Genomic DNA, 3074 nt, shown 5'->3' with positions numbered 1-3074 from the left:
ACCCGTTCGGCGGACCGGCCGGCGTCGCTCGCAGCGTCGGCGTCGCGCCTGCCGGACCGTATGCCGACCAGCGTGGGAATAACGAGTAATCCGGCGAGTTCGACGAGGGTTGCCCAGCCGTCTGCATCGGAGGAGTTGCCGTTGTCGAGGTAGATGCGGCTGACGTCCTCCTGAGCATCTATTTGCGGGTGCGCCATGAAGCCGGACTCGACTTTTCGCTGGGCGGACTGGGAACCGTGAACGCGGTGTCGCAGCGTGAACCAGTCGAAGTGTTCCGAGTGGGTCTGCATGGCGACCCAGTCGTCGTCCTCGTTGGGGCTCTCGTAGAGCCGGATGTGATTGCGCTGACCGTAGTAATCACCGTCCTCGAGTTGGAGCGTCTCGGTCGTCCAGTAACCGCTCTCGTTCGGGCCTGGATCGACGTAGGCATAGCGGACACCGCCATCTGCCTTGCCCCAGTTGAGAGAGGGGATGCGACCCCGTGATTCGTTGTCAGTCGTGTTGTTGACCGACTCGTTCGTCGTGTTGTTGACCGATTCGTTGGGTATCGTCTCGGTCGTCGGTCGCGTCGCGTTGTTGGAGACGTTTTCGCTCTCGTTGTCGGAGGCGTTTCCGCCGGTCAGCGAGTACGTATCCGGTAACGCCTCCTCCTCCGACTCGTTGATTTCCGACCAGTCACCGCCGCCCGCTTCGGTCAGTATCTGTTCGATGTCGTCGACGTCTCCGCGAACGATCACGTTGACCGGACTGCGCTTCTGGAACCCCTCCCGCGGACTGAGATACTCCCAGAACCCGCTCTCGGAGTCATCGAACGAGACGACATCGGGGGTCGGCTTTCGGTCGGCCGGTTCCTCGGAGCCGATTTGGCTGGTCGACAGCGACAGCAACATCGAAGGGCCACCGACGAGCACGAACGCGAGGGCGAGTAACACAACCGCGATCACGAGCGATCGGCGCATGTCCCCCGATACTAGTGACGGGATTCACATCAAACCGTATGTTAGGTATTCAATATCAAGCCGTGTGTAACGGATTCAATGTGCTTCCGGCACACGATCGACGTCGTCGAACCGTCAGCAATCGGGCCGGCGACGGGGCGCGTCTCGCCGCGTTCGGATCAGTTGTCAGCGTTGGGACCGACGGTAGTGACCGGTGCGGGAGCCTCGCGGACGACGCGCTGTGAGACGCTACCGACGACGTTGCGTTCGTACTCGTCGCCGCTGGTTCCCATGACGATGAGGTCGACGTCGGTCGCTGCGGCGTAGTCAACGATGCACTCCGCTGGATTGCCCGTATCGACCGCCGTTGCCGTCTCGACGTCGTGCTCGGCGGCCCGCGCCACGGCGTCGTCGATAGCGTCCCGAGCGGTCGCCTCGAGGTCGCGGCGCACGTGCTCGACGCGCTCGTCGTCGAGGACGAGAAAGACGCGGCCGTCGACGACCGAGAGGACGTGTAGGGTCGCGTTTCTCGTGGCCGCGACGTCGATCGCGTGCGCCGCAACGGTCGCCGCGTGGTCGCTGCCGTCGGTGGGGAACAGAATCGTCTCGTACATCGATCTCTGCACTACCTTCTGGCGCGGACGGGAAAAGGGGTTTTCCTCCCTCCTCGATGGCGGGAACGATCGGGCTAGACGCCGGGGATACCGAGCACGTCGGGAGTGACGAAACCGACCACCGCGAACAGGTAGACGATTCCGACCGCGACGATCCAGGCGACGAAGCCGATCGCGACGGCGGAGCCCCAGCCGCCGGGGTAGCGCCAGTTGATGACGCCGACCCAGACGATCAACATCAACAGGATACCCAGGAGGGGAATCCAGCCGACGAAGAAGCTCGTGACGGCCCACGCGACCGCGCCGATCAGCGCCGTCACCGCCGCGTTCACGAAGCTCGCGTCCCGGTCTAACACCAGCCGTGCGCCCGCGAGGATACCGATCGTTCCCACGAGCAAGCTCAGCACGAAGATCAGGATTGAGTCCGCGGCAGCCATAATTAGGGTTTCCAACTGAGTTCGATCTCGATCGTCTCACGATTCCCTCGGAGCATCGACGAGCGCTCGACCACTTCGACCGAGAGGTCGATGTTATGTGGTGGGTCGAGCGACACGTTCTTGTTCCCGACGGGGACGGTGACTTCCTCGTCACCCCGCTCAAACTCCGCTGCGAGGTCCGTGAAGTACGCGGCGAGTTCCTCTCGCGGCAGTGTTTCGTCGGCGGTCGTCCGTTGCGCCATGCGCCAATATGGCGGTTGTGCCCGCAAAAGTATGGGCAGCGAACGGCGTTCTAATTCGCTGTTACCGGCTCGACCGCCGCTGTAACGGGTCACTGATAGCACTGCGAGAAACCGGCACCGAATCGACCGTTAGAACAGGTTCGCCTGCTGATAGACCGATATCCCCTCGCTCGTGATCTCGTACGGCTTCTTCTCCCGGGAGTGATTCGCATCGCGGATCTTCTGGATCTCGATCGCCAGCCGCGTCTCGCGGAAGTCGTCCGGTCGGATGTACTGCAGGACGAAGACGGCGTCCGTGAGATACTCGACGATCCCGTACCGCGAGGCGTAGGCGGTCTCCGAGGACGCCTCGCTGGTCACCAACGCGGTGACCCCCGCCCTCTTCAAGCTCCGGGCGAAGTCGTAGATTTCGTTGCGGCGTTTCGCCCGATCCTCGTACATCATCTCGAGTAAGGAGACCGAATCCAGAACGAGCCGCGAGGCGCCGAACTCCTCGACGAGCACGGGGAGTTCGCTGCGGATCGACGCCAGACTGTTGACCATCTCGATGGGATCGACGGCGACGCGACGGGGGTACTCGAGTAGACAGCTGCCATACTGGACACTGCGACGTGGTCGTCGCGGGCGTTCACGTGTCCGGAGTCATTCCATTCCGATTAAACTTGTTGCCGTCGACGGGACAAGCGTGGCTTTTTGACGACGGGGGGGCTAGCCGCCGACGATGGACGTCGACGTCGGAATCGTCGCCCAACGCGACAACGAGCGTGCACAGGAACTCGCCGCGAGCCTCGTCGACGCCCTCGAGGGGACGGGCGCGAGCGCCGTCGTCGACGAGGCGACCGG

At 63.1% G+C, this 3074-nt stretch carries 3 protein-coding genes and 3 pseudogenes; 1 reads left to right on the top strand and 5 read right to left on the bottom strand.

Going from position 1 to position 3074, the window contains the following annotated elements; translation table 11 throughout:
- The 5 genes and pseudogenes from PGX04_RS14770 to PGX04_RS14750 form a co-directional block, all read right to left on the bottom strand.
- Window positions 1–959, bottom strand: a pseudogene (locus PGX04_RS14770) (hypothetical protein); the annotation flags it as partial.
- A 158-nt stretch (window positions 960–1117) separates the two neighbouring features.
- On the bottom strand, window positions 1118–1552 hold the full coding sequence (locus PGX04_RS14765; RefSeq protein ID WP_273739204.1) for a universal stress protein: 435 nt from the start codon (window positions 1550–1552) through the stop codon (window positions 1118–1120).
- Window positions 1553–1626: 74 nt separating this feature from the next.
- On the bottom strand, window positions 1627–1989 hold the full coding sequence (locus PGX04_RS14760; RefSeq protein ID WP_273739205.1) for a hypothetical protein: 363 nt from the start codon (window positions 1987–1989) through the stop codon (window positions 1627–1629).
- A 2-nt stretch (window positions 1990–1991) separates the two neighbouring features.
- The gene (locus tag PGX04_RS14755; protein ID WP_273739203.1) at window positions 1992–2231 is read right to left on the bottom strand and encodes an amphi-Trp domain-containing protein; all 240 of its coding nucleotides are present in this window, start codon (window positions 2229–2231) and stop codon (window positions 1992–1994) included.
- A 129-nt stretch (window positions 2232–2360) separates the two neighbouring features.
- Window positions 2361–2795: pseudogene (locus PGX04_RS14750) on the bottom strand (ATPase domain-containing protein); the annotation flags it as partial.
- 157 nt (window positions 2796–2952) lie between these two features.
- Here PGX04_RS14750 and PGX04_RS14745 point away from each other — a divergent pair.
- Window positions 2953–3074: pseudogene (locus PGX04_RS14745) on the top strand (NAD(+)/NADH kinase); the annotation flags it as partial.

Source organism: Natrinema soli (assembly GCF_028618695.1).
This window is presented reverse-complemented; position numbering and strand designations above follow the sequence as displayed.